Annotated in this window: 28 protein-coding genes and 1 pseudogene; 16 read left to right on the top strand and 13 right to left on the bottom strand. The window is 30.0% G+C overall.

Going from position 1 to position 21,873, the window contains the following annotated elements:
- Positions 1-71: 71 nt before the first annotated feature.
- The 7 genes from rplQ to infA all read right to left on the bottom strand — a co-directional run bounded on the left by rplQ (position 72) and on the right by infA (position 3,378).
- Positions 72-425, bottom strand: coding sequence for a 50S ribosomal protein L17 (gene rplQ, locus CQA76_RS01250; RefSeq protein ID WP_137621639.1), 354 nt, complete (start codon positions 423-425; stop codon positions 72-74).
- 3 nt (positions 426-428) lie between these two features.
- Positions 429-1,442: a DNA-directed RNA polymerase subunit alpha gene (locus CQA76_RS01245; RefSeq protein ID WP_137621638.1), complete on the bottom strand. Its 1,014-nt coding sequence runs from the start codon at positions 1,440-1,442 to the stop codon at positions 429-431.
- A 12-nt stretch (positions 1,443-1,454) separates the two neighbouring features.
- Positions 1,455-2,081 carry a 30S ribosomal protein S4 gene (rpsD, locus tag CQA76_RS01240; protein ID WP_137621637.1) on the bottom strand — a complete coding sequence of 209 codons (627 nt, stop codon included), beginning with the start codon at positions 2,079-2,081 and terminating at the stop codon, positions 1,455-1,457.
- A gap of 27 nt (positions 2,082-2,108) precedes the next feature.
- Positions 2,109-2,501, bottom strand: a complete 393-nt coding sequence (gene rpsK / locus CQA76_RS01235; RefSeq protein WP_002779544.1) for a 30S ribosomal protein S11 — start codon at positions 2,499-2,501, stop codon at positions 2,109-2,111.
- A 9-nt stretch (positions 2,502-2,510) separates the two neighbouring features.
- Positions 2,511-2,876: a 30S ribosomal protein S13 gene (rpsM, locus tag CQA76_RS01230; protein ID WP_137621636.1), complete on the bottom strand. Its 366-nt coding sequence runs from the start codon at positions 2,874-2,876 to the stop codon at positions 2,511-2,513.
- 2 nt (positions 2,877-2,878) lie between these two features.
- Entirely contained in the window at positions 2,879-2,992 is a 114-nt protein-coding gene (gene rpmJ / locus CQA76_RS01225) for a 50S ribosomal protein L36 (protein ID WP_002781429.1), read from the bottom strand.
- Positions 2,993-3,159: 167 nt separating this feature from the next.
- Positions 3,160-3,378, bottom strand: coding sequence for a translation initiation factor IF-1 (gene infA, locus CQA76_RS01220; RefSeq protein ID WP_002781436.1), 219 nt, complete (start codon positions 3,376-3,378; stop codon positions 3,160-3,162).
- Between the two features lie 127 nt (positions 3,379-3,505).
- Between infA and CQA76_RS01215 the strand changes: the two genes are divergently transcribed.
- Positions 3,506-4,582: an NAD(P)-dependent alcohol dehydrogenase gene (locus CQA76_RS01215; protein WP_137621635.1), complete on the top strand. Its 1,077-nt coding sequence runs from the start codon at positions 3,506-3,508 to the stop codon at positions 4,580-4,582.
- On the opposite strand, the gene CQA76_RS01210 is transcribed toward CQA76_RS01215, so the two are convergent.
- Together CQA76_RS01210 and rrpA are read right to left on the bottom strand one after the other, a co-directional pair.
- The gene (locus tag CQA76_RS01210) at positions 4,583-5,029 is read right to left on the bottom strand and encodes a lipocalin family protein (protein ID WP_137621634.1); all 447 of its coding nucleotides are present in this window, start codon (positions 5,027-5,029) and stop codon (positions 4,583-4,585) included.
- Positions 5,026-5,361: a MarR family transcription factor RrpA gene (rrpA, locus tag CQA76_RS01205; protein WP_137621633.1), complete on the bottom strand. Its 336-nt coding sequence runs from the start codon at positions 5,359-5,361 to the stop codon at positions 5,026-5,028. Before rrpA ends, CQA76_RS01210 begins: the two co-directional genes overlap by 4 nt.
- Positions 5,362-5,464: 103 nt before the next feature.
- Here rrpA and CQA76_RS01200 point away from each other — a divergent pair, with 103 nt between their 5' ends.
- Positions 5,465-6,046: an NAD(P)H-dependent oxidoreductase gene (locus CQA76_RS01200; protein ID WP_137621632.1), complete on the top strand. Its 582-nt coding sequence runs from the start codon at positions 5,465-5,467 to the stop codon at positions 6,044-6,046.
- A gap of 18 nt (positions 6,047-6,064) precedes the next feature.
- On the opposite strand, the gene tupA is transcribed toward CQA76_RS01200, so the two are convergent.
- Positions 6,065-6,874, bottom strand: a complete 810-nt coding sequence (gene tupA / locus CQA76_RS01195; protein WP_137621631.1) for a tungstate ABC transporter substrate-binding protein TupA — start codon at positions 6,872-6,874, stop codon at positions 6,065-6,067.
- A gap of 95 nt (positions 6,875-6,969) precedes the next feature.
- On the opposite strand from tupA, the gene tupB reads away from it, so the two are divergent.
- The 8 genes and pseudogenes from tupB to CQA76_RS01160 all read left to right on the top strand — a co-directional run bounded on the left by tupB (position 6,970) and on the right by CQA76_RS01160 (position 13,304).
- Positions 6,970-7,656, top strand: a complete 687-nt coding sequence (gene tupB / locus CQA76_RS01190) for a tungstate ABC transporter permease TupB (protein WP_170999698.1) — start codon at positions 6,970-6,972, stop codon at positions 7,654-7,656.
- Complete coding sequence (gene tupC, locus CQA76_RS01185; RefSeq protein ID WP_137621629.1) at positions 7,657-8,637, top strand: tungstate ABC transporter ATP-binding protein TupC; 981 nt, start codon at positions 7,657-7,659, stop codon at positions 8,635-8,637.
- Positions 8,638-8,725: 88 nt separating this feature from the next.
- Positions 8,726-9,550, top strand: coding sequence for a UTP--glucose-1-phosphate uridylyltransferase GalU (gene galU, locus CQA76_RS01180; RefSeq protein WP_137621628.1), 825 nt, complete (start codon positions 8,726-8,728; stop codon positions 9,548-9,550).
- Positions 9,544-10,764, top strand: a complete 1,221-nt coding sequence (locus CQA76_RS01175) for a glucose-6-phosphate isomerase (RefSeq protein WP_137621627.1) — start codon at positions 9,544-9,546, stop codon at positions 10,762-10,764. Before galU ends, CQA76_RS01175 begins: the two co-directional genes overlap by 7 nt.
- A 126-nt stretch (positions 10,765-10,890) precedes the next feature.
- On the top strand, positions 10,891-11,340 hold the full coding sequence (locus CQA76_RS01170) for a Dps family protein (protein WP_137621626.1): 450 nt from the start codon (positions 10,891-10,893) through the stop codon (positions 11,338-11,340).
- Positions 11,328-11,633 carry a hypothetical protein gene (locus CQA76_RS09165; RefSeq protein ID WP_232364880.1) on the top strand — a complete coding sequence of 102 codons (306 nt, stop codon included), beginning with the start codon at positions 11,328-11,330 and terminating at the stop codon, positions 11,631-11,633. Before CQA76_RS01170 ends, CQA76_RS09165 begins: the two co-directional genes overlap by 13 nt.
- An 83-nt stretch (positions 11,634-11,716) precedes the next feature.
- On the top strand, positions 11,717-12,229 hold the full coding sequence (locus tag CQA76_RS01165; RefSeq protein WP_232364879.1) for a lipase family protein: 513 nt from the start codon (positions 11,717-11,719) through the stop codon (positions 12,227-12,229).
- 39 nt (positions 12,230-12,268) lie between these two features.
- Positions 12,269-13,304 (top strand): annotated as a pseudogene (locus CQA76_RS01160) (DUF4143 domain-containing protein).
- On the opposite strand, the gene CQA76_RS01155 reads toward CQA76_RS01160, so the two are convergent.
- Genes CQA76_RS01155 through coaE form a run of 3 tightly spaced genes read right to left on the bottom strand, consistent with a single transcriptional unit; the run spans position 13,294 to position 15,387 of the window.
- Positions 13,294-14,055, bottom strand: a complete 762-nt coding sequence (locus CQA76_RS01155) for a glucosaminidase domain-containing protein (protein ID WP_137621625.1) — start codon at positions 14,053-14,055, stop codon at positions 13,294-13,296. The pseudogene CQA76_RS01160 and the gene CQA76_RS01155 overlap by 11 nt on opposite strands.
- Entirely contained in the window at positions 14,030-14,779 is a 750-nt protein-coding gene (dapF, locus tag CQA76_RS01150) for a diaminopimelate epimerase (protein ID WP_137621624.1), read from the bottom strand. The genes CQA76_RS01155 and dapF overlap by 26 nt, the downstream gene beginning before the upstream one ends.
- Positions 14,776-15,387: a dephospho-CoA kinase gene (coaE, locus tag CQA76_RS01145; RefSeq protein WP_137621623.1), complete on the bottom strand. Its 612-nt coding sequence runs from the start codon at positions 15,385-15,387 to the stop codon at positions 14,776-14,778. The genes dapF and coaE overlap by 4 nt, the downstream gene beginning before the upstream one ends.
- Positions 15,388-15,447: 60 nt before the next feature.
- Here coaE and purM point away from each other — a divergent pair, with 60 nt between their 5' ends.
- The 6 genes from purM to CQA76_RS01115 all read left to right on the top strand — a co-directional run bounded on the left by purM (position 15,448) and on the right by CQA76_RS01115 (position 21,868).
- Positions 15,448-16,437, top strand: a complete 990-nt coding sequence (purM, locus tag CQA76_RS01140) for a phosphoribosylformylglycinamidine cyclo-ligase (RefSeq protein ID WP_137621622.1) — start codon at positions 15,448-15,450, stop codon at positions 16,435-16,437.
- Positions 16,434-17,177, top strand: a complete 744-nt coding sequence (locus CQA76_RS01135) for a class I SAM-dependent methyltransferase (RefSeq protein ID WP_212741541.1) — start codon at positions 16,434-16,436, stop codon at positions 17,175-17,177. Before purM ends, CQA76_RS01135 begins: the two co-directional genes overlap by 4 nt.
- A 92-nt stretch (positions 17,178-17,269) precedes the next feature.
- Positions 17,270-18,226 carry a glycosyltransferase family 9 protein gene (locus CQA76_RS01130; RefSeq protein WP_137621621.1) on the top strand — a complete coding sequence of 319 codons (957 nt, stop codon included), beginning with the start codon at positions 17,270-17,272 and terminating at the stop codon, positions 18,224-18,226.
- Between the two features lie 55 nt (positions 18,227-18,281).
- Positions 18,282-20,600 carry an EcoAI/FtnUII family type I restriction enzme subunit R gene (gene hsdR, locus CQA76_RS01125; RefSeq protein WP_137621620.1) on the top strand — a complete coding sequence of 773 codons (2,319 nt, stop codon included), beginning with the start codon at positions 18,282-18,284 and terminating at the stop codon, positions 20,598-20,600.
- Between the two features lie 10 nt (positions 20,601-20,610).
- Positions 20,611-21,210 (top strand): hypothetical protein, encoded by a 600-nt coding sequence (locus CQA76_RS01120; RefSeq protein WP_137621619.1) that lies wholly within the window; start codon positions 20,611-20,613, stop codon positions 21,208-21,210.
- A 13-nt stretch (positions 21,211-21,223) separates the two neighbouring features.
- Positions 21,224-21,868, top strand: coding sequence for a hypothetical protein (locus tag CQA76_RS01115; protein WP_170999696.1), 645 nt, complete (start codon positions 21,224-21,226; stop codon positions 21,866-21,868).
- Positions 21,869-21,873 lie beyond the last annotated feature (5 nt).

The raw sequence follows: 21,873 nt of genomic DNA, 5'->3' as shown, positions 1-21,873 counted from the left end.
TCTAACAATAAAAAATATTTTGGATTGTTTTTTTAGATAGGAAGTAAATCCTAGCATAAGCTAGGATTTTATTAAGCTACAAATTCAATAAAAGCCATTTCAGCAGCATCGCCACGACGAATTCTTGTTTTGATAATTCTAGTGTAACCACCATTTCTTTCTTTAAATTTTGGAGCGATTTCTGTTACTAACTTATTGGTAGCATTTTTATCTTGTAATGAAGCAAAAACGACTCTATGTGCGTTAAAATCACCTAATCTTGCTCTAGTGATAAGTCTTTCTATATACCCTCTTAATTCTTTAGCCTTTGGTAAAGTTGTTTCTATTTTACCGCTATTAACTAAAGCTATCGTTAAATTTTTTAACAAAGCAGCACGATGAGATGAAGTTCTGCCAAGTTTTCTATATCCGTGTTTATGTCTCATTTTTTATCCTTCATTTTGTGCTTTTAATTCAGCAATTTTTTTGCTTAATATGTCCCTATTATCACTTAATTTCGAAGTTCCTACAGGAAAACCTATACTTTCCATAATGTTTTTAATTTCATCAAGTGATTTTTTACCTAAATTCTTAAGTCCTGCAAGTTCATTTACGCTCATTAAAGCGAGTTCACCTATATAGACAACTCCTGCTTTTTCAAGACAATTATAACTTCTCGCACTTAAATTTAAATCGGTAATGTTTTGTAATAATTTAGTATTTTCTAATTCATTGCTAGTGGCTTGATTTTTAATCATGCTTCTAACATTAGTAATCTTATCAAATACTGATAATTGTTTATACATAGCTTCTAAGGCATTTTGAAAAGCTTCATTTGGAGTGATTTGCCCATCTGTAGTGATAGTTAAAACAACTTTTTCATAGTCGGGATTATCTTCAAATAAAACTTTCTCAATATCATAAGTCGCTTCTCTTACTGGTGTGAAGAAGGCATCTAATGCTATAAATTTTGGATCGTCTAAGAGTTCTTTTATTTCTTCACTCGGTACATAACCAATACCTTTTTCAATAATTAATGTGAATTTAAGTTCAGCATCTTCATTGATGGTTGCCAAATACGCATCAGTATTTACTACTTCAACTTGATTGTTATTTAAATCTTTTCCATGAATTTCTTTAGGACCCTTGAAGCTAAATTCTACCACTTCTTTATCAGCATTACTTTTAAGTTTAAAACGTAATTTTTTAAGATTGATAATGAAAAGTGCTATATCTTCAAACATACCACGCATACTATCAAATTCATGAGATATTCCATCTATGTGAATGGCAGTTGGAGCATAGCCTATGGTGCTTGTATAAAGTAAGCGACGCAAAGGATGTGCTAAAGTGATTCCATAGCCAATTTCAAAAGGCCAAGCACTGATTTTAGCCACGGTATCACTAATATTTTCTATCGTAAATTCTGTTGGCGTATAAGCAGATGTTGTAATTTTTCTCATATTTAGCCCCTATTACTTAGAGTAAAGCTCAACAATAAATCTTTCCTCTACCGGAATGACAACTTCTTCTCTTTCAGGTTTTCTTGTAAAAATTCCAAATCTCTTATCTTTTTCTACATCAACCCAAGCAACGATTCCAGTTTGTGCTGTAAGATCTATCGCTCTTGTGATTTGAGGATTGTTTTTGCTTTTTTCGATGATTTCGATTTTAGCACCTGCTTCTACTCTAAAGCTTGGAATATCCACTCTTCTGCCATTAACCAAAATGTGTCCGTGAGTTACAAGTTGTCTTGCAAAACGACGAGTGGTTGCAAATCCCATTCTATAAACCACATTATCCAATCTTTGCTCTAAAAGTTGGATGAGTAAAACCCCTGTATTACCATCTTTTCTAGCTGCTTCTGCGAAAAGTCTTCTAAATTGCTTTTCACTCACTCCATACATAAATTTAGCTTTTTGTTTTTCTCTTAATTGAAGTCCATATTCGCTAATTTTACCTTTTCTTGCTCCGTGTTGTCCTGGTGCATAAGGGCGTTTGTCTAATGCACTTTTTCCTGCTAATCTTCTTTCTCCTTTTAATGCCAAGCTAACACCAAAGCGTCTTTCTAATTTTTCTACTGGTCCTCTATATCTTGCCATAATAATCTCCTAAATTTTTCTTATATTTTAGACACGACGACGCTTAGGCGGTCTACAACCATTGTGAGCTAATGGAGTAATATCTTTTAAGAAAGTAACTTTGATTCCTTCCATAGCACCTACACTTTTTACAGCAGTTTCTCTACCGCTTCCTGGTCCTTGTACTTTTATGCCTACTTCTTTAATTCCGTGTTCTTTTGCTTTATTTAAAGCGTCCTCTACAGCTTGTTGTGCCGCATAAGGGGTTGATTTTTTAGAACCTTTAAATCCTAAACCACCCGCACTGCTCCAAGCAATCGCATTTCCCATTTCATCAGTTACTGTTACCATAGTATTGTTAAAAGTTGCACTGATATATACAATACCTTTTGCTATATTTTTTTTAACTACTTTTTTCTTTACAATTTTTCTTTTAGCCATTTCTTATCCTTATGATTTTGCACCAACGGTTTTTCTTTTACCCTTGCGAGTTCTAGCATTTGTTTTTGTTTTTTGACCACGAACAGGTAAGCCTTTTCTATGTCTTAAACCTCTAAAACTTCCCAAATCCATAAGAGCTTTGATATCCATAGCAACTTGTTTTCTAAGATCCCCTTCAACCATATAGTTTTCTTGGATTTCTTTTCTGATTGCTGCTGCTTCATCTTCGCTAAGTTCATGCACTCTTTTATCATAAGAAATTCCTGTCTTGTCAAGAATTTTTCTTGAACTAAAGAGTCCTATACCATAAATGTAAGTCAGTCCATACTCAATTCTTTTTTTCTTTGGTAAATCAACACCTGCAATACGAGCCATGTTTATCCTTGTCTTTGTTTATGTTTTGGATTTTCGCAAATAATGCGAACTACGCCTTTACGGCGAACTACTTTGCACTTGTCGCACATCTTTTTAACAGATGGTCTCACTTTCATGAGCGTCTCCTTGTTTAAGTAAATTCCACTTAATTTGCGACTGCATCAGGTTTTACGAACAACCAACTATTTTTAAAATAAGTGGTGGATTTTAAAAATACTTCTTTCATAGTTCGATACAAATATCGCAAAACGCTAATTCTATCGAAAAAAAACTTTTAAATAGCTTATTTATATCTAAAAGTGATACGTCCTTTATCAAGACTATAAGGGGTAAGTTCTACTTTGACTTTATCGCCAGGCATAATTCTTATATAATGCATACGCATTTTTCCTGCAATGTGACAAAGAATGACATGTTTATTGTCTAATTCTACTTTAAAATTCGCATTAGGTAATGCTTCAAGTACTGTGCCATCAATTTCTATTACATCATCTTTTGCCAAATTTTTCTCCTAAATTTTATTTTTTATAGTAAGGTCTATTTTATCAAAAATTATTAAAAATTTTACTTATTTTTTGCTAGAATAGAATCATATCTTAACGTCTTATAAAAATCAAGGAGAAGAAGTTATGAATTATAAAATTTTAGACAATGGAAGAATTCATAGCAAAGGTTATGCTATGCTTAGTAAAGATGCAAAATTTACCCCTTTTGAATTTTCTCGTCATGCCATAGGCGATAATGATATTTTGATAAAAATTTTATACGCGGGAATTTGTCATAGTGATGTGCATACTGCAAAAAGTGAGTGGGGAGCAACTACTTATCCTTGTGTTCCTGGTCATGAGATCGCTGGAGAAGTTATCGCAGTGGGTAAAAATGTGAGTAAATTTAAAGTAAGTGATTATGCGGGTGTGGGTTGTATGGTCAATTCTTGCGGAGAATGTGAAGCTTGTAAACGCTCTCAAGAGCAATTTTGCGAAAATGGAAAAACAATTTACACTTATAATAGTAAGGATATTTTTCATAATAATGAAATCACTTATGGCGGATATTCTAACAATATAGTCGTGAGTGAAAAATTTGCCATTTGCGTTCCTAAAGATGCACCTCTTGAAAAGGTTGCACCTTTGCTTTGCGCGGGTATCACCACTTATTCTCCTTTGAAATTTTCAAAAATCAAAGAAGGTTCTTTGGTGGCTATAGCAGGTTTTGGCGGACTTGGAATGATGGCAGTAAAATATGCGATTAAAATGGGTGCAAAAGTGAGTGTTTTTGCGAGAAATGAAAATAAAAAAAGTGACGCTTTGGCAATGGGTGTAAGTTCTTTTTATACAAGCACGGATAAAGATGCGGTTAAAGAGCGTTTTGACTTGATCATTTCAACTATTCCAACACCTTATGATCCTTCTGTTTATCTTGATTTGCTTAAATTTGGAGGAGAATTAGCTATAGTAGGACTTCCGCCGGTTGAGTATAAAATAGGAATTCAAATCAATACCTTAATCCATAAAGCAGGTAAAAGGGTTTATGGATCTTTAATAGGCGGAATAGCTGAAACTCAAGAAATGCTTGATTTTTCACTTAAAAATAAAATTTATCCAGAAACCGAGCTAATCAGCCCGCAAGAAATCGATAAAGCTTATGAAAATTTAACTTCTGGAAAAGCAAAATTCCGTTATGTAATCGATATGACAAAAGAATAATCAGCGATCAAAAATCAGATCGCTGATATCAAAATTTCTTTCTTTGGCTATTTTTAAAAGTTCTTGCAAGGTTTTTTCATCTAATTTTTTTCTTGCTAAAATCCATAGATATTTTTTATCAGGACTTCCGACAATAGCCACTTGATATTCTGTATCGATGAAAATAATTTCATAATTGGTTTTGTTAAAAAGATTCATAAAAAAATTAAAGCTTACAGCTAATTTTCGATTAGCATTTAGCTTCGCTTTACCTTTGATGCTTGAAATTTCATTTTCTTTTTGGCAAAAATTTTCTATTTCTATATAAGGAGTTTCACCTTTATATTTTAATGTATATTTGGCTTTTGAGCTTTGACAAGCCCGTTGAAAAAAATTAGGCTTTCTAGCAATTTCAAGCCATTCACCCATGTAATTTTGTAAATTAATATCGCCGATAAGTTCTATCATAATTTATCCTTTTTGTGATTTTCGCCCCATTCGCACATGGCTTTTAGGATAGGAATGAGACTTTGTCCGCGTTTAGATAAGCTGTATTCTACTTTAGGGGGAATTTGAGGATATTCTTTGCGTATAATGAGTTTATCATTTTCTAAACTCCTTAAAGTGTTGGTGAGTGTTTTAAAAGAGATTGGCTTTAAAATTCTTTTTAATTCATTATACCTTATCACTTGATTGCGAAAAAGGCAGTATAAAATACTCATTTTGTATTTACCTTCAATAAGGGATAAAGTATAATTAAATCCACATTCATTGAAATTGCAATTTTCATCTTTTATCATCAAACGCACTCCTTTAGTATAGTATATTACTTTATTTTTCGTATTGACTATTGTTTATAGTTAAAATATAATTTTAGCACAAAAATTGATCAAAGGAGTGAAGATGAAGACGATATTATTACTCAATGGAGCGAAGGAGTTTGGACATTCAAATGGCAAACTTAATCTTACTTTGCACAATCATGCTGCTAAAATTTTAAGTGATTTGGGATTTGAAATTTTACAAACGCACATTGATAAAGGTTATAATGCACAAGAAGAATTGGAAAAATTTTTAAAATCTGATGTTATTATTTATCAAATGCCAGCTTGGTGGATGGGTGAGCCTTGGATTGTTAAAAAATACATCGATGAAGTTTTTACTGTAGGGCATGGCAAACTTTATGCTAACGATGGAAGAAGTCATGAAAATCCTACAAAAAATTATGGAAAAGGTGGTTTAGTTAAAGATAAAAAATATATGTTTAGCTTAACTTGGAATGCACCTATTGAAGCTTTTAATGATCAAAATGAGTTTTTTGAGGGTAAGGGCGTGGATATGGTGTATTGGCACTTGCACAAAGCTCATGAATTTTTAGGTATGAAAGCCTTAGAAACTTTTATATGCAATGATGTCATAAAAAATCCACAAGTTGAAAAATACCTAAGTGATTATGAAGTACATTTGAAAAAGGTTTTTAAATAAAGCAGGAAATTTCCTGCTTTATTCTTTTCTTGTTTTAGCATCTACTTTAAATAAAGGTTTATAAAGCAGTTTAAATCCGCCAATAAAACTTAAAGTATCGTCACTTGTAAGCCAATTGATGAATTTTTTTGCTTCAGTGTAATTAACATTTTTACAATGTTTTGGATTTACTGCGATTACAGAATAAAAATTTTTCAATCTATCATCACCTTCATTAACGATGATCAAATTTGGTTTTCCTTTTTCATTAAATTCATATTTGATATAAGTGCCACGATCGGTTAAAATCACTCCTTTTTTCTCTTCAGCGATTTTAATACTTGCAAGCATTCCTTGTCCGCTTTGTTGATACCAACTTTCTTTTTCTGGAACTTTGCCTATACTTTTCCACAAGCTTTTTTCTTTATTATCGGTGCCTGATTTATCTCCTCTTGAAATAAAGGTTAATTTTTCATCTCTTATAAGTTTTAAACTCTCTTCTAAATTTTTACCCTTAAATTTTGGCGCTAAAGATTTATCCGCAATAATGACAAAATCATTATACATTACAGGGGTTCTATCAATTCCATAACCTTTTTTGATGAATTCCTTTTCAGCCTTTGGAGAATGCACAAAAAGCACATCTGCATCACAATCTTCACCCATTTTCAAGGCTGCGCCTGTGCCAACAGCAACCCATTTTAAAGTATTGCCTGTTTCTTGCTTATAAAGAGGTTGTAAGCCATCGAGTAAGCCTGTATTGTCGGTGCTTGTTGTGGTTGCCATTCTTAATTCTGCTGCTTGAATGTTTAAAGCCAAAAACAATCCTAGAAATATCGTTTTTTTCATCTTTTTCCTTTAAAAAAATTTACAAAATATAATGTAGAAAGATTTTAACATAAATTATGCTAAAATTTCTTAATTTATTTTCTGGACTTGTGAATTTGGAATATATTTTTGACGGTTTTAAACAAGCTTTATTATTGTTATTAAACGCTGATGATAGTGTGATTTCAGCCATAAAAACAACCATGTTGAGTTCTAGTATATCTGTAGTTTTAGCTTTAGTGGTGGGCTTTCCTTTGGGTTTTGTTTTGGGATTTTTTAATTTTAAATTTAAACGTTTTTTAAGGCTTATGATCGATACAAGCCTTTCTTTTCCAACCGTGGCGGTGGGTTTGATTTTATACGCTTTGATCTCAAATCGTGGGCCTTTAGGGGAGCTTGGCTTACTTTTTACCATAAAAGCTTTAATTTTAGGCCAATTTATACTCGCCTTGCCTATAGCAATAGCTCTTTTTGCGAATTTAGTTGAAAATATCAGTAAAAAGCAATTATTGCTTATTAAATCGTTTCATTTAAATTCTATAAAGCTTATCATGATTATCATCCATGAGTTAAGGTTTTCTCTTATCAGTGTTATAGCTTTAGTTTATGGGCGTATTGTAGCTGAAGTGGGTGTGGCTATGATAGTAGGTGGAAATATCAAATACGATACAAGAACGATTACAACGGCAATTTCTTTAGAAACCAATAAAGGCGAATTTGCCAGTGGTATTGCCCTTGCTTTGGTTTTAATCTCAATTGCTTTTGTTTTAAATTGCATCATTTATAAATTTAAAAGGCGTTGAGTGATAGAGCTTAATAATTTTAGCTTTAGCTATGATCAAAAAAATATTTTAAATATTAAAAAATTAGTTTTAGATACTAGCAAAATCAGTATTTTAATGGGTTTAAATGGGAGTGGAAAATCCACGCTTTTAAGAATACTTAAATTTCTTGAAGGGGATTTTGAAAATATTTCTTATTTTGGAAAAACGCATTTAAATTCAGATGAAAAGCGTCAAATTTATCTTCTTTTTCCAGAACCTATATTTCTCAATCGCAGTATTGAAAAAAATTTTTTATTTCTTTTAAAAACTTATAAAATCGATTTAAAAGAAAGTCAAAATCGTATCGATGAAACTTTTAATTTGCTTGAGATTGATAAAAGTTTACTTAAAAAACATCCCAATGAACTTTCTTCAGGACAAAGTCAAAAACTTGCCTTTGCTTTGGCTTTGAGTGTTCGTGCGAAGTATTATTTATTGGATGAGCCTAGCGCTTTTTTAGATCAAAAAACAGCCATTTTGTTTAAAAAAGCAATTTTATTTATGCAAAAAACTTACAATAGTGGCTTTTTAATTGCAAGTCATGATAAAGTTTTTTTAGATTCTTTAGCGCAAAAAAGATATTATTTGCATTCTGGTGAAATTTTGGAATTTGAAAATACTAATGTTTTTGATCTTGAAAATAAGGGAATTTATTTTGATCGTTTTATGGATTTTAGCCCTTATATGAAAAAAAATTCAAGCAAAATAGCCATAAATCCTTATAAAATTTCTTTTGCAAAAGAAAAAGATAATTTAGATTATGCTTTTGATTTTATAATTGATAAATGTTTAATTATAGCTTTAAGAACTAGAAAAGATTTTGTTTTTGTACGTATTAAAACTCAAGATAAAATTTTAGAATTTGGCTTAAATCAAGATCAATTTAGCCAAAGCGGTTTAAATTTGTATGACGAAATTCTTCTTGCGTTTAATCAAGATGCTATTTATTTTTTAGATTAACATAAATTTTGTAAAATCATTGTTTTAAGATTAAAACGATTTTAATTTAAATATTAAAGATTTTTTAGTTAAAAATTAAAGGATTATTATGCTTCAAACTTGTATTTTTCCCGCGGCTGGTTATGGGACTAGATTTTTACCTGCTACAAAAAGTCTGCCTAAAGAAATGTTGCCTATACTTACTAAACCCTTAATCCATTATGGAGTTGATGAGGCTTTAGAAGCTGGAATGGATAATATGGGCTTTGTCACAGGAAGAGGTAAGAGAGCTTTAGAGGATTATTTTGATATTTCTTATGAATTAGAACATCAAATTTCTGGGACAAAAAAAGAATACTTACTTAAAGACATACGATCTTTAATCGATCAATGTACCTTTACTTTTACACGTCAAAATGAAATGCGTGGCTTAGGGGATGCCGTGCTTAAAGGAAAACCTTTAACCGGAGATGAAGCATTTGGGGTTATTTTAGCTGATGATTTATGCGTGAATGAAAACGGCTTAAATGTAATGGCACAAATGGTTAAGATTTATGAAAAATATCGTTGTACTGTTATAGCGGTTATGGAGGTACCAAAAGAACAAGTTTGTAATTATGGAGTGATCGCTGGAAATACAGTAGAGGAGAATTTGATCATGGTAAATTCTATGATAGAAAAGCCTGATCCTGATGAAGCTCCGAGTAATTTAGCTATCATTGGAAGATATATTTTAACTCCGGATATTTTTGGAATTTTAGAAAATACAAACGCGGGTAAAAATGGAGAAATTCAACTTACCGACGCACTTTTAACGCAAGCAACTAATGGTATGGTTTTGGCTTATAAATTTGAGGGAAGGCGTTTTGATTGCGGTAGTGTTGAAGGTTTTGTCGAGGCGACAAATTATTTTTATGAGAAGAGTAAATGCTAAAAAATTCGATTTTTTTTAAAAAAGTAGAATTTTCTACCATTACTTCTTATGCTTATCGCATCAATGATGAGGTTCAAAGCGGTGAAATAGGGTATTATCATCTTTTTAATACGAGTTTGCCACTCATTGAAGAAAGTTTAGAATTTATCAAAAAACAAGATCATGTTAGAAATATTATTTTGATTGGAATGGGCGGATCAAGTTGTGGGGTTAAGGCTTTAAAAGATATGCTTTTAAATCAAAAAAGCAAGGATAAAGAGCTTTTTATCCTTGATAATACAAGTACTTATTCTTTATTTTCTGTACTGGAAAAACTCAATTTAGAAGAAAGTTTATTTTTAATCACAAGTAAAACAGGTAGCACTATAGAGGTTGTTTCGCTTTTTAAATTGATCATTGATTATTTTAAGATTGAAATTTCTAATTTAAAAAAATATTTTGTTTTTATTACGGATGAGAATTCTAAATTGCATCAAGAAGGTGAAAATTTAGGCATTAAAAGTTTTTTTATTCCTTCAAATGTTGGAGGACGCTTTAGTGTTCTTTCAGCTGTTGGTATTGTGCCACTTTGTTTTTGTGGCTATGATGTAAAAGCTCTTTTAGAAGGTGCTAAGGCTTGTTTTGATGATTTTTTTATCCATAAAAAAGAGGAAATTTTACAAAAGGCTTATCATTATTGCACGCATAAAAATGCAAATATCAATGTACTTTTTTCCTATGATGATGTTTTTAAGGGTTTTAATGAGTGGTATATTCAATTAATCGCAGAAAGTCTTGGAAAAAAGCAAGGTTATAAACGCATAGGACTTACGCCCATTGCTTTAATAGGTGCAAGGGATCAGCATAGTTTCTTGCAATTAATCATGGATGGCCCAAAAAATAAAACCATTACTTTTTTAAAAGTAAAAGACAATGAAAAATCGCCTATAATTCCTGATATTCATTTTAAATTTTTAGATTCTTTGAGCAATAAAGTCAATTTACACGATCTTTTAAACGCACAATGTGATACGACAATGCATGCTTTGATTTCTGAAAATTTAAGCGTAGATGTTATAGAAATGGAAAAACTTGATGCTTGGCATGCGGGTTATTTGATGTATTATTATGAGCTTTTTGCCTCAGCTTGTGGCATAATGCTAGGTATTAATACCTACAATCAGCCTGGTGTTGAAGTGGGGAAATTGATTTTAAAAAATATTTTAAAATCCTAACCATTTTTTAAATAAAAAGAGTATAATAGTTATTAGATAAATTTATGATATAAATTTTTAACTAATAATAATTATTATTTAAGAATTTTATGTTATAATTTTCAAAAATTAAAAAAGGAGTTTAAAATGTCAGTAGTTAAACAATTATTACAAATGCAAGCGGACGCTCATCACTTATGGATTAAATTCCATAATTATCATTGGAATGTAAAAGGTTTGCAATTTTTTTCAATCCACGAATACACAGAAAAGGCTTATGAAGAAATGGCAGAGCTTTTTGATGATTGTGCTGAAAGGGTTTTGCAACTTGGTGAAAAAGCGATCACTTGCCAAAAAGTTTTAATGGAAAATGCTAAAAGTCCTAAAGTAGGTAAAGATTGCTTTACACCAACTGAAGTGATCGAGTTAATCAAACAAGATTATGAGTATCTTTTGGCTGAATTTAAAAAGTTAAATGAGGCTTCAGAAAAAGCAGGAGATACAACTACGGCTGCATTTGCACAGGAAAATATTGCAAAATATGAAAAAAATCTTTGGATGCTTAGCTCCACTTTACAAAACACTTGCAAAATGTAATTAAAAAGGGGTTTTTACCCCTTTATGATTTTGATACCTTTTTAAATTTATCATCTCAAAAATCTTTAACTCTTCAAGAATTAAATTCTAAAGAAAAATTACACTCCAAATTTCAAGAAAATAAAGAATATTTAATCCAAATGTATCATTATTCTTTGCTTTCTCATGCTGCTTATTTGAATTTAGATTTAAAAGATATCTTTGTTAAAGTTAGCCAAAAAGAACTCTTTAGGGTTTTAACAAATTTTTCTTATAAAAATGGTATAGCCATAGGAAAATTTGATCCTTTTTAGCATTTTATTTTATAAAAAATTTCGTTTTACTCGCTCATATTAATGAAAATTTCTTAGAATCTAAAGGTGGTTTTAGAGCGAGTTTGTTTCAAGATAGAAACACTCAAGAATTTATTTTAGCCATTGCTGGGAGTGATTTAAGGCCGATTAAATTTGATCTTGGAGATATTTGGAGTGATTTTTTAATTTTAAATCATAAAATTCCCAAAGCACAATATTTATCCCTTTGCTCTTTTTATAAAAAACTCAAATCAAAATTTCAATTTAAAAAAATCACTCTAGTAGGACATTCTTTAGGCGGATATTTAGCGCAAATTTTTATAGCACGTTTAGGATTTGCTGTAGATAGAATTTATACCTTTCAAGCTCCTGGACTTTCTAAAAATATAAAAAATAACAGCTTACATACAAAAAATAATTCTTATCATTTTTATACGCATCATTTGCCCAAGGAGCAAATTTTTTGGCATCATTTTAATTTTGTCCAAGCTTTACACTCTAAGAATGGAAATAAGATCGTGTTAAATTTAGGAACAAGGTTGCATCATCCAAGACTTTGTCTAGTGATGATTTATAAAGTTTTAAAACTTTTATGAAGAAAAAATTATTATAATATCCTTTTTAAAAGGAAAAAAATGAAAGTATTGAATTTTTTCTATGAAAATGCACCCAAATTTGAAATAAGCTATGAAAGAAAGGTGCAAATTTCACAAGCCAATATCATCCAAAGGCCCTAAAAAATCAGGTAAAAAAACCTTAATTTTTAATTATCTATCCCAATTTAAACCCGAAGAAATTTTATTTTTAAATTTAAGTGATATACGTTTTGAAAAAGAGAGTTTAAAACAACTTGGAGTTTTTTTACAAAATCATCATCAAATCAAAATTCTTTGCCTTTATGGTATCGATTTTACTTTGGATTTGCAAGATGTCAAAATTCCTATTATAGTAAGCACAGATAAAAAAGATTTGCGTTTTAAAGATTTTAAAGAACTTTGGCTTGATTATTTTGATTTTGAAGAATTTATAAGTATCAATAAAAAAAATCTACCCATCAATCACTTAGTAGGGCTTTTTTTGCAAACTGGACGCAGTGAATTGAGTCAAAAAAATGAGCTTTTAAGACAAAGTTTTAATTTTTTAGAGCTTGAAATTTTAAAATATTTAGCCAAAAATCTAGGGCAGCAAATCAGCATTGCTAAATTATTTTTAGAACTTAAAACGAGAATAAAAACTTCAAAAGATAGTGTTTATCATACTATAAAAGAGCTTGAAAATCGCTATATCATTTATCCTATTATACATGGTGAAAAAAAACTTCAAAAGATTTATTTTAGGGATTTTGGTTTAAGGAATAATCTTTGTATTTATAAGGATTTTGCACATTTATTTGAAAATGTAATTTTAAATGAGTTATTTAAATTTCAAGAAGATTTTTTTTACAATAAATATTTTCATTTTTTCAATAAAAGATTAAAAATCGCTTATATTTCTAGTCCGACTTTGGATATTGATTTGATTAAAATTCGTGCTAGAAAAATTCTTTCCAAGGCTTTAGAATTAGGAATTTATAATGTGATATTTATCACCCTTTCGAGTGAAGATAGTTTTTTCGAACAAGGGGTTAAATTCGAAATTTTGCCTTTTGATAAATTCGCACTTAGTTTTTAGTTTTAAAAAGTTCTGAGCTTGGTTTGAAATTTAAATTATCATATTTTTCAAGATTGTATTTATCTATAATTTTTGTAACGAGTTTTATATAATGTCCTTTAAGTTCAGAATAGGCGTGCAATGTTTTTATAGCCTCTAAACCTTGAATTTTTTTACCTTGCTTCATATCTTTATATCTTGCTTCTCTAAAATCAGCGTAAGCAAAATGTCTGTTTAAATTTAAAACATAAGAATTGACACTATCTTGCAAGGAATCAAAAATTTTAATTTTATGTTTTTTATTAGGATGTCTTGAATCAGGGATTAAGCCTTTATCTCCCCAAGTCCATTCCCCAAAAAGATTATTTGCTTCTCTTGCAAAACGACTAGTGCCGGTTGCACTTTCGACTAAAGCCTGTGCTATACCCATAGATTTAGGAACAAGAGCAATTCTTTTTTTATATTCATGAAAATCAAAGAGATTTTCTACGCGATATTTTTCTCTAAGTTCTAAGAGTTTATCTAAAGTTTCTTGATTTGTCAATCTAAAACCATTTTGAAATTCATATTTGAAAAATGCATTGATGAAATCTTGCTCTTTGGCAATTTCTTTAAAGCTTTCATCAAACATTGCATTCATTTTAACAAAAAAAATTTTCCTTTTTTCTTCTGTACTTAAATTATAATAATCTTCCCCAAAGCCATATTCTAAATTTGATGTAGCAAAAATTTGACTCAAAAAAAGACTAAGAAAAATTATAATTTGCTTCAAAACAGTATCTTACCTTTCCTTTAAAAAACAATTTTTCATGCTCTAATCTAAAATCAACTTTTTCTCCGCTTTTTGGAATCACACTAGCTTTATCTTGAATTTTTTGTTCTAAAAAAGCAAGATAAAAACAAGCTCCCATTCCCGTTCCACAAGCTAAAGTTTCATTTTCAACACCGCGTTCAAAAGTGCGAACTTCTAAAGAATTTTGATTTATAATTTTTGCAAAATTGACATTTGCATTATATTTTTTTCTCATTTTCTCACAGAGTATGATATCAAATTTATCTAAATTTTTGCAAAAATGCACCAAATGTGGCACTCCAGTATCGCAAATTTGCCAAGTTTTTCCAAATTCTTCAAATGGGCTTTTTATATTTTTAACTTGTCCAAATGAAATTTCTACCAAATCATTTTCAACTTCAGCTTTGATCGCACCTGCTCCAGTTAAAAAAGTCATTTTTGATGGCGTTTTATTGATATGATGTGCAAAATGTGCCGCAGCTCTTGAGCCATTGCCACACATACTCGCATAAGAGCCATCATTGTTATAAAATTCCCATTCAAAATCGTATTTTTCATGAGGTAAAATCACGATAAAACCATCCGCACCTATGCCTTTGTAGCGATCGCAAATTTCTTTAGCTAACTCACTTCTATTTTCTTTTTTATCAGCATTTGTAATGATAAAATCATTACCATTGGCACAATATTTATAAAATTTCAAATTATTCCTTTGGATATTTTTTGTATCATTTGGATACATTCTTTTTCAAAATCGGCATAAGAGCCAGTATTTTTTACAATCAAATCCGCTTTTTTAAGTTTTTCTTCGATATCCATTTGAGAATAAAGCCTTTCTTTGGCAGCTTTTAAATTTAAATTATCCCTTTTCATAAGTCTTTCTAAACTTAATTCTTTAGGGGAATATATCAAGATCACTTTGCCTAAATTCTCATAAGCCTTGCTTTCAAAAAAAAGTGGAATTTCAATGAAATAGGGTTTATTTTGTTTTTCTAAAATTTGCATTTGCTCTAAAATTTGCATTCTAATTTTTGGGTGGGTAAAATCTTCTAATATTTTTTTTGCTTTTTGGTTATTAAAGACAATATCGCCAAGAACTTTTCTATCGATTTTTTTGTTTTCTTTTAATAATTTTTGATTTTTTGTATTGAATTTTGAAAACATTTGTGCAAGTTCTAAAGAGTGCTGATCTAAAATTTCATGAGCGATTTCATCTGCACTGATGCTTTGAAATCCCATAGAATTTGCAATTTGTATAAAAGTGCTTTTGCCACAAGCGATTGAAGCGGTTACAAAAAAAGCATTCTTCATCTTATGCCTTATTAAAACTTTTTTCGTTAAAATAACTTTTTATTTCTTAAAGGAAAATTAATGAAAATTTCATACGAAGATGCTGGAGTGAGTATAGATAATGGTAATGCTTTTGTTGAAGCTATAAAGCCACTCGTAAAAGAAACTTTTAATGAAAATGTTATCGGTGGCATAGGATCTTTTTCAGGTGCTTTTAGAATGCCAAGTGGCTTTAAAAAGCCTGTGATGTTAAGTGCTACAGATGGAGTTGGGACTAAACTTCGCTTAGCTATAGATGCAAAGAAATACGACACCATAGGGCAAGATTTGGTTGCAATGTGCGTGAATGATCTTATTTGCAATTTTGCTACGCCTTTATTCTTTTTGGATTATTATGCTACAGCTAAATTAGAAGTGGATGTTGCAAAAGTCGTTGTTAAAGGGATCGCTAAGGGTTGTAAGTTGGCAAATTGTGCTTTAATCGGCGGTGAAACTGCTGAAATGCCTGGAATGTATGCAAAAGATGATTTTGATCTTGCTGGTTTTGCTGTGGGTATGGCTGAAGAAGATGAAATCGATCGAAGCAAATTTGTAAAAAATGGTGATATTTTATTAGCACTTCCAAGTTCTGGACTTCATTCTAATGGCTATTCTTTAGCTAGGAAAGTGCTTTTTGAAAGTTTAAAGATGAAGTTTGATGATAAAGTAGAAGGGAAAAATTTAATCGATGTTTTATTGGAGCCTACAAGAATTTATGTGCGTGAATTTCTTACTTTAAAACCTTTTATCAATGCTTTAGCACATATTACCGGTGGGGGTTTGGTTGAAAATTTACCGCGTGTTTTACCGCGTGGAATGGGAGCCATTATCCGAAAACATCATCTAAAAACCCCTGAAATTTTCTATACCATAGGCGAGGCAGTTGAAGAAAGCGAAATGTATAGAAGTTTTAATATGGGTGTTGGTTTAGTGATGGTAGTTGATCCATCAAATGTAAGTAAGGTTTTAGAGGCAAGCGACGCTTTTATCATCGGTGAAATTGTGATCAATGAAGGTATAGTTTTAGAGTGAAAGCAAATTATTACGATGTTTTATGTACGCAAATGTATGAAATTTTGCATACAAAGGCTCCTGAAGATGAATTAAATTTTTATCTTTCTTATGCTAAAAAAGAGTATAAAATTTTAGAAATGATGTGCGGAAGTGGACGTTTTTTACTCCCTTTTATAGAGCACGGTTTTGATATTAGCGGGGTAGATAATTCTATTTTTATGTTGGAAAAACTAAAAGAAAAAGAGCCAAACGCAAAGATTATGCAGAGTGATGTTTTAGATTTTTTTACTCATGAACGTTTTGATTATATTTTTATAAGTTCGGGTTCGATTTGTTTGATTAGTGATGTAAATGAGTGTAAAGAGTTTTTAAAAAAACTAAAATCTTTTTTGGTAAAAGGTGGAAGATTGGTCTTTGCGCTTGATACTATAGCGACAAAATGTAAAGATGATGAGGATTATAAAATAAGCGTTAGTGTTAAAACAAAGCAAAATTTTGACTTGTTTTTGAAAAGTAAAAATCATTATGATGAGCTTACAAAGACTCAATTTTCACCTTCAATTTATGAATTATACGATAAAGATAAGCTTTTAAAAAGTGAAACTATGGATTTTAAAATTCATCTTTATGATTTAAAAGAAATAAAAAATATTTTACAAGAGCTTGACTTTGAGTGCTTTTTTATATATTCTTCTTTTGACAAAAGAATTGCTAAAGATGATACAAGTGAAATGTTTTTATGTGAATGTATCAATTAAGAAAAGGAGATAAATAATGAAAAGTATAGATTTACGGGGGGGGGTATAAGCAACTTTGCGTAGGGTATTATTGCCCTTATGCTATAGGAGATATGATTGCAAGTTTAAAAATGCTTTATGCACTCAAAGCAATTTTTAATGCCAAGGTGATTATATTTTGTAGAAAAAATATCCAAACTCTTGTAGAAAATTTAGATTTTGTTGATGGATTTGAAGTGATCAATCCTTTTAAAAGTGAAAATCTAACTTCGATTTTAGAAAAAATTAATTCTTATCATTTTGATTATATTATTCCATATCATTCTAGATCTTTTGAAATTAAATTCTTATTGCAAAGTAATGCTAAGTATATCATTGCTAGGCTTAAATGGATAAGTTTTTTTCATCCGCGTTGCATCACTTTTAGTTTTAAGAAGCGATTTTTTAGAAATAAAAGTATAAAAACAAGAATGCCATATTGTATAAGAAAAATCAATCCAAAACTTTTTGATGAAAAAATTAAAAATTTATCCTTTGATACTAGAATCAAAATTTCAGCCGAGAATGAAATTTTTATTCAAAATTTCTTAAATTCTTACAAGTTAAAAGAAAAAGATTTTATCGTGATCAACCCTTTTGCTATCACAACTTCATATAATCTAAGCATTCAAGATTACATCACTTTAATTTGTAAAGCCAGTTTGATGAAAAAAGTTATCATTCCTACCTATGAAGCAGTCCATCAAGAATTTATGGAGCAAATAAATAGCTTAGATACTTTGTTAAATAAACAAATTTTTATCTTTAAAAATAATGAAGATATCTTAAATTTAGTCGCCTTGCTTAATTACTCTAAATGTCTGATTAGTCCTAGCACAGGAACGATACACCTTGCTACCAATCTTGAAATTCCAAGTATAGGTTTATATCCTTATAAGGATGATGTGCAATGGCCAACTTTTAATAAAAATTATGTTTTTATCCCCAAACCACAAAAAGAGTTAAGCAAGGAAGAGATTGATAGAATCATTGAGGAATGTTTAGATAAGTTAAAGCAATTAATTGATTAAAATTTGTTTTGTCTTGCTATAATTTTGCAATTTTATATTTTTGTAGGAAAATATTATGCAAGGACAATTTCTTTCAGAAGATGATACTAGAGTAAAATTTATAGATACTAAGCTTTATAGTAGTTCTTGGAGTGAAGCTGATATTCGTAGAAATTATTATTTTACAACAGGTAGAAAGCTTTTAGGTGGTAAAAGAGGCGAAAGAAAATTTGTGGATTATTTGCTCACATATGAAGGAAAAAATCTTGCCGTAATCGAAGCTAAAAAACTTAGTAAAGATGCTTTAGATGGATTATCTCAAGGCATAGAATATGCAAAAAATTTAAATGTATTTTTTGTATATAGCACCAATGGAGAAAAAATTTATGAATACGATATGAGAAGTTCTAAGGGAGAATACATAGATAAATTTCCAACTCCAAAAGAGCTTTTTGATCGAATTTATGGCAATCTTAAAGAGTGGCAATACAAACTTTTAACGCAAAAACCGATGTATATACCAGAAAAAGAGTTAAGGTATTATCAAAAAATAGCGGTTGATAAAGTCATAGAAGCAATTATAAATGATAAAGATAGAATTTTACTTACTCTTGCTACGGGTACAGGAAAAACAACTATAGCTTTTGCTTTATGTTATTGTTTATTGGAAGCAAAATGGAATAAAGAAAATAAAGATCAAAAACCTAAAATATTATTTTTATGCGATAGGATTACCTTAAGAGATCAAGCTTTAGGGGAATTTAATCCTATAGAGGGTGATTGCAAGGCAATTAGCGCTGAAGAGATAAAGAAAAATGGTGGAAAAATTATAACAAATGCCAATGTCTTTTTTGGAATTTATCAAAGTTTAGCTTCAAATTCGAAAGAACAAGAAAATACCGAAGAACAACAAGAGAGCAAATTTTATCTTCAATATCCAAAAGATTTTTTTGATCTTATCATTATAGATGAATGCCATAGAGGTGGAGCCAATGAAGAGGGAAGTTGGAGAGCGGTGCTTGAGTATTTTTCTTACGCGACTCAAATCGGTTTAACCGCTACTCCAAAAAAAGAAGAAAATATAGATACTTATGAATATTTTGGCGAAAGTGTTTATGATTATAGTCTTAAAAGTGGTATTGAAGATGGCTTTTTAACACCTTATAAAGTCAAACTCATCAAAACAAGCTTGAGTGATGGTTATGTTTATAATCCTAATGATTTGATACAAGGGGATCTTGAAAAAGGTTTTTACAAGCAAAGTGAATTTGAAAGAAATATATTTTTACCAAGATATAATGATTTTATCGCTAAGAAAATTTTAGAGCTTATAAATCCTATGGATAAAACTATCGTTTTTTGTGTCAATCAAGCCCATGCAAGTGAAGTAAAAAGAGCTATAGATAAATACAAAAGCGTTAAAGAAGATGATTATTGTGTAAGGGTAACGAGCGATGAAGGTAAAATAGGGATTGATTATCTAAAGCAGTTTCAAGACAATGATAAAAGCTTTCCTGTCATACTTACAAGTTCTAAAATGCTTACAACAGGCGTGGATGCTAAAAATGTCCGCAATATCGTTTTACTAGCAAATATAGGTTCTATGGTGGAATTTAAGCAAATTATTGGGCGTGGAACTAGAGTGTATGAAGGTAAAGACTTTTTTACCATACTTGATTTTGTTGGCACTACTAAGCTTTTTTACGATCCAAAATGGGATGGTGAAAAAATAGAAGAAATCAAAGAAAAAGAGCAAGAAAAAGAAAGAAAAATCACCAAAGAGATAAAGAAAACAAAAGAAGAAAGCAAAGAGAAAAAAAGAGTAACTGTGCATCTTGTAGGGACAAAACTTAAAGTTTTAGATATCGTGACAAGTTATGTGGGATTAGAGGGTAAGCCACTTCGCACTAAGGAATTTTTGGAATTTTTGATAGGCAAGCTGAGTGAGTATTATGATGATGAGAAAAAATTACGTGAAATTTGGAGTGTCCAAAGCAATAGAGAGAATTTTTTAAAAGCTCTTGCAAAAGATGGAGTGGATGAGGATGCCTTAAAAGATTTGAGTGAAATTTTTGAAAAGAAAGATTGTGATATATATGATGTTTTGGCGCATTTAAGTTTTAATAGCGAGATCAAAACAAGGCAAGAACGTGTTTTGCAAGTAGAAAATAGCGAATTTTTGAAACGCTTTCAAAAAGAAAAGGCTATAAAATTTATAGAATTTTTACTGAATCGATATCAAGAATACGGCATAAAAGATTTTGATGAGGGTTTAAAACCGCTTATAGAGCTTAGTTCTTTGGGTAGCTCTAGAGAATTGGCCGATGAATTTGGAAGTTTAGAAAATTTAAAGCAAAGTTTTGATGACTTGCAAAGGGAGATTTATTTAAATTAAGGGAGAGAAAATGGAACACAAAGAAATTTATTCAAGAATTTTAGATATTCATAAGCATATCTTTGAACAACTAAAATTTGCAGAAACTAAAAATAATATTTTATTAGTCTTTATTGTAGCTTTTATAGCTATGATTGTTAGATTTTTACAATCTTCAAATAATGGCAATATAGGTATTAAGGTGGTTATGATTTGTATATTAATAATATTATTATGCGCTGCTTGGGAATTAATATTATCTTTTAAGCCAATTTTAAACAATAAGGAGAAAAAATATAATTTTCTAGTTCGCATATACAACAAGTATTTTAATAAAACACGAAATAACTCCAAACTATGTAATATATATTTCTTTAAAGATTTGGCAAAAATTAAGAGCAAGGAATTAATGGAGATTGTTATTAGAGATTTAGAAGATAACACAGAAAAAGAAAAAATTCAAAATGATAAATTTATCAATGATTTGCTAAATCAAATTTGTGTATTATCGTTAATTACCTTAAATAAACATAAATGCTTTTCAAATTCACTTTTTTATATAGTGCTGTTATTTATATGTTTTTTTATTATTATAATTATAGAAATTTTTTCCATAATAAAAATGTTTTAAAAAAGGAGCAAGAATGGGTATAGATTATGAAAAAAAAATAAATGAGTTATATAACAAAATAAGAAATTCTGAAAATATTGAATTTGAAAAATATAACACCATAAATACAGATAATATCCAATTAGAAACTAATAAAGTTGCTATTATAGATAATGTTACTTGTGTGTTTGTAGATATGGAAAATTCGACAAAAATGGCTATAGGTGAAATTAAAAAGGCACTAAATATTCAAATACCATATATAAGAGCTTTGGTAGAAATTTTTCAATTATATAATGCTAAATATATTGATATACAAGGTGATGGTGGATTTGCATTATTCGATGGAAACGATTCTAAACATAATGGGGTATATGCAGCTGCAATGATAAACACATTATTCAATAAAAAATTAAATATGAATATTAGGATAGGCATAGATTGTGAAACAGTATATGTGAAAAAAGCAGGAAAAAGAGGTGAAAATAAAGAAATTTGGCTAGGAAGACCTGTTTGTTTGGCATCAAAATTATGCAACATAGGTCTTAACACTATATCTAAACATATTAGATTTAGTAAAGATATTTCCTCTTCTAATGTTTTAAAAAATATTGATAAAATAAAATATAATCCAATAAATCTTGGTTGCGTATACGCTTCAGATTTTACTATCTGTTAAGATAT

Source organism: Campylobacter aviculae (genome assembly GCF_005406215.1).
Lineage (GTDB): Bacteria > Campylobacterota > Campylobacteria > Campylobacterales > Campylobacteraceae > Campylobacter_D > Campylobacter_D aviculae.
This window is presented reverse-complemented; position numbering and strand designations above follow the sequence as displayed.

Excerpts from the sequence above, each read along its gene's own strand:
- rplQ (WP_137621639.1), bottom strand. The coding sequence starts at position 425 with ATGAGACATAAACACGGATATAGAAAACTTGGCAGAACTTCATCTCAT.
- CQA76_RS01245 (WP_137621638.1), bottom strand. The coding sequence starts at position 1,442 with ATGAGAAAAATTACAACATCTGCTTATACGCCAACAGAATTTACGATA.
- rpsD (WP_137621637.1), bottom strand. The coding sequence starts at position 2,081 with ATGGCAAGATATAGAGGACCAGTAGAAAAATTAGAAAGACGCTTTGGT.
- rpsK (WP_002779544.1), bottom strand. The coding sequence starts at position 2,501 with ATGGCTAAAAGAAAAATTGTAAAGAAAAAAGTAGTTAAAAAAAATATA.
- rpsM (WP_137621636.1), bottom strand. The coding sequence starts at position 2,876 with ATGGCTCGTATTGCAGGTGTTGATTTACCAAAGAAAAAAAGAATTGAG.
- rpmJ (WP_002781429.1), bottom strand. The coding sequence starts at position 2,992 with ATGAAAGTGAGACCATCTGTTAAAAAGATGTGCGACAAGTGCAAAGTA.
- CQA76_RS01215 (WP_137621635.1), top strand. The coding sequence starts at position 3,506 with ATGAATTATAAAATTTTAGACAATGGAAGAATTCATAGCAAAGGTTAT.
- CQA76_RS01210 (WP_137621634.1), bottom strand. The coding sequence starts at position 5,029 with ATGATAGAACTTATCGGCGATATTAATTTACAAAATTACATGGGTGAA.
- rrpA (WP_137621633.1), bottom strand. The coding sequence starts at position 5,361 with ATGATAAAAGATGAAAATTGCAATTTCAATGAATGTGGATTTAATTAT.
- CQA76_RS01200 (WP_137621632.1), top strand. The coding sequence starts at position 5,465 with ATGAAGACGATATTATTACTCAATGGAGCGAAGGAGTTTGGACATTCA.
- tupA (WP_137621631.1), bottom strand. The coding sequence starts at position 6,874 with ATGAAAAAAACGATATTTCTAGGATTGTTTTTGGCTTTAAACATTCAA.
- galU (WP_137621628.1), top strand. The coding sequence starts at position 8,726 with ATGCTTCAAACTTGTATTTTTCCCGCGGCTGGTTATGGGACTAGATTT.
- CQA76_RS01175 (WP_137621627.1), top strand. The coding sequence starts at position 9,544 with ATGCTAAAAAATTCGATTTTTTTTAAAAAAGTAGAATTTTCTACCATT.
- CQA76_RS01170 (WP_137621626.1), top strand. The coding sequence starts at position 10,891 with ATGTCAGTAGTTAAACAATTATTACAAATGCAAGCGGACGCTCATCAC.
- coaE (WP_137621623.1), bottom strand. The coding sequence starts at position 15,387 with ATGAAGAATGCTTTTTTTGTAACCGCTTCAATCGCTTGTGGCAAAAGC.
- purM (WP_137621622.1), top strand. The coding sequence starts at position 15,448 with ATGAAAATTTCATACGAAGATGCTGGAGTGAGTATAGATAATGGTAAT.
- CQA76_RS01130 (WP_137621621.1), top strand. The coding sequence starts at position 17,270 with ATGATTGCAAGTTTAAAAATGCTTTATGCACTCAAAGCAATTTTTAAT.
- hsdR (WP_137621620.1), top strand. The coding sequence starts at position 18,282 with ATGCAAGGACAATTTCTTTCAGAAGATGATACTAGAGTAAAATTTATA.
- CQA76_RS01120 (WP_137621619.1), top strand. The coding sequence starts at position 20,611 with ATGGAACACAAAGAAATTTATTCAAGAATTTTAGATATTCATAAGCAT.
- CQA76_RS01115 (WP_170999696.1), top strand. The coding sequence starts at position 21,224 with ATGGGTATAGATTATGAAAAAAAAATAAATGAGTTATATAACAAAATA.